This window comes from Nonomuraea cypriaca, from assembly GCF_015645445.1.
GTDB classification, from domain to species: domain Bacteria; phylum Actinomycetota; class Actinomycetes; order Streptosporangiales; family Streptosporangiaceae; genus Nonomuraea; species Nonomuraea cypriaca.
Window position 1 is genome coordinate 1 of the sequence record NZ_JADOGI010000458.1, and the last position, 2,696, is coordinate 2,696.

Genomic DNA, 2,696 nt, shown 5'->3' on the forward strand with positions numbered 1-2,696 from the left:
GGCGGGCGGACAGGAGCAGCCGGTCGGCCAGCTCGGCCCAGTGGTCCCTGGTCCAGCCGGTGTACGGAGAGATCACCACGCTAGCGAAGCATCATGTACGGCACGCCACAAGGTCGATCGGCGACCGGGCGGATTAGGCTCGGAGGATGCTCGACGTCGTGGCGTACAGCCCTGACTGGCCGGCGATCCGCCGCCGGGCGGCGACCCTGCCGTGGGCCGCCGGCATCCTGCGGGCGATCGGGGAGGGTTTCGCGACCTGGTCGGGGCTGCCGATCCCGGGCCATGAACGGGCATCGGCGTGGACGCACCACTACTTCTGCGACGCCGACGGCGCGGCGCTGCGTTACGACCCGTCCATCCCTGACCGGCACTGCTGCGTGTCGTGCGGCAGGACGTACACGGGCGAGCCGTGGGACGGCGCCTGGCGCGCCGTCACCCACAGCGTCCTCGCCGGCCAAGCCCAGCGCGCCGCCCTCCTCCTCCGCCTCCCCACCCCTGGACAGCCCCGGCAGAGCGCGCTGGACGAGCTCGAACGCATCGTGGGCACGTACGCCCGCGACTACCGCTCCTACGCCCCGCACGGTGAGGCGGCGGGGATCGGACGCGTGCAACCGCAGTGCCTGGACGAGGCCGTCTGGGCCGTCGGGCTGCTCCGGGCGGTGCGCTGGTCGGGAGACGCGCTCACGCCGGAGACGTCGGCGGCCGTGGACGGGATGGCCCGCTCGATCGCCGGCCTGTTGCGGCCCCAGGTGGGCGCCGTTCACAACATCCACTGTTGGCTCCTGGCCGCGCTCGCGGAATGCGCCGCCCGCCTCGGTGACACGGATCTGCTGACCTGGTGCCGCGACGGCGAACACGGCGCGGAGGCGCAGGTGCGGCAGGGCTTCCACCCGGAGGGCCTCTGGTACGAGGTCAACCCCCACTACCACTACTACGCGCTGGCCGCCCTGCTGTCGTACCGCGAGGCGGCGGGCCGGGACGGGCTGTCGGAGGAGGCGGACGCGCGCCTGTCCCGCGCGGTCGCCGCCCCGCCGCTGCTGGCGTACTCGGACGGGCGGCTGCCCGCCTACGGCGACGGCTGGCCCGACTGCCACGTCGCGGAGTTCGCGCCGCAGGCCGAGGCCGCCCGGGCGCTCCTGGCGGACAAGCCGGACCTGGCGCCGTACCACGCCCGCCCCCGCGCCTCGCCGGTCACTCTCTGGTTCGGCGCCCGGCTCCCCGAGCGGTCCGCGCCTCTGACGGGCCGCTCGTCGGTGGCCGCCCTCGTCTTCGGCCCCGACGACGTGCCCGAGGGGGACGCGGGGGAGCGGCGGTCGTTCGTGTGGCCGTCCGCCGGGATCGGGCTGGTCAGGTCGGCGGGGGCGCGGATCGCGATGCGGTTCGGGCCGGACGCCGGCTGGCACGACCACCGCGACAAACTCGCCGTCGACGTGGAGACCGCCGCCGGCTGGTGCAGCCTCGACCTGGGCACCAGCGGGTACGCCGCGGACTTCACGGCTTGGCTGCGCTCGCCCGTCGCGCACAACACCGTCACCGTCGGCGGCCACCCGCAGCCCGCTCACACCGGCCGCCTCCTGGACTCCTCACCCCGTCACCTGGCCGCCGAGTCCTCCTGGGACGGCCACGTCCTGCGCCGCACCCTCACCCTGACCGCCGGCGGCTGGACCGACGTGCTCACCGTCACCCTCGCCCAACCGGCCGCGATCGAGTGGACCTTCCACGGCGACGGCCCCTTCACCACCGAGCCGGCCGAGCCGGCCGAGCCCACGATGGCCACCGACGCTGCCGAGCCCGCCGAGCCGATCGAGCCCATTGAGTCCGCCGAGCCCGCGGAGGCGGCTGAGCCCGCCGAGGCGGCGACGTGGGAGGGGGAGCTCGGGCACGCGTGGCTACGGGAGGTACGTCGTATCCCCTTGGGCCCGGATCGCCGTCTTCGCGGCACCTGGGCACACGATGGGCCACGCCTCACGCTGGACGTCCCCGACGGGTTCGACGCCTACACCGCCACCGCCGACGGCAACCCCAACGGCCGCCCGCTGGGCCTGCTCATCCTCCGCGGCCACGCCGGGCGAGCCCGCTTCCAGGCCGAGTTCACCAACGGCTGAGCCCTGGCTGTCACGCGCCGCAGGCGGTTCGCACCTCGGCGATCAGTCGTACCGCGTCGTCGAGGGTGTGCCCGATCTCCCCAGGCGTCCGCCCCACCGCCGCCGGCAGTGCCTGGGCCCGCTCGCCGAACCCGCGCGGCGCCGACGGCAGCCGGTCGGCCGCCGCGATCATCCCCTTCTCGTTGATCAGCCAGGCGCCGTCGGCCGCGTGCAGCGCGTGGCAGGCGACGCCGAGCGCCCGGAACAAGGCACCGGCCGCGTACGCGGGATCCCGCCCGACGGCGCCGTACCGTGCCGTCGCCAGGGCGAAGTCGGCCTCCCACAACCCCGCGATCAGCGCGTCACGCAGCGCCGGCGGGTACGCCGACGTCTCCTCCCGCAGCGCCCCCAGCTCACCGCCCGGGTCGGCGAGCACTCGGCACAGGGCCACCTCGCCCGCGTACGCGTGCGAGTAGAACCCCAGCGGATGCCCCACCTGGAAGCCCACCTCGTAGCGACCACCCAAGCAGTCCCGCCACACCCGGCGAACCCGGTCGAGGTCGCGGTAGATCCAGTCGACTCGCCGCCCCTCCACGGTGAGCCAGCCGCCCC

General features: G+C 75.0%; 2 protein-coding genes. One reads left to right on the forward strand and one right to left on the reverse strand.

Going from position 1 to position 2,696, the window contains the following annotated elements:
- Positions 1-146: 146 nt before the first annotated feature.
- Complete coding sequence (locus ITP53_RS54750) at positions 147-2,105, forward strand: heparinase II/III domain-containing protein (protein WP_195903380.1); 1,959 nt, start codon at positions 147-149, stop codon at positions 2,103-2,105.
- 10 nt (positions 2,106-2,115) lie between these two features.
- Here ITP53_RS54750 and ITP53_RS54755 read toward each other — a convergent pair.
- A partial coding sequence (locus ITP53_RS54755) for a DNA polymerase subunit beta (protein ID WP_195903381.1) occupies positions 2,116-2,696 on the reverse strand: 581 nt, incomplete at its 5' end.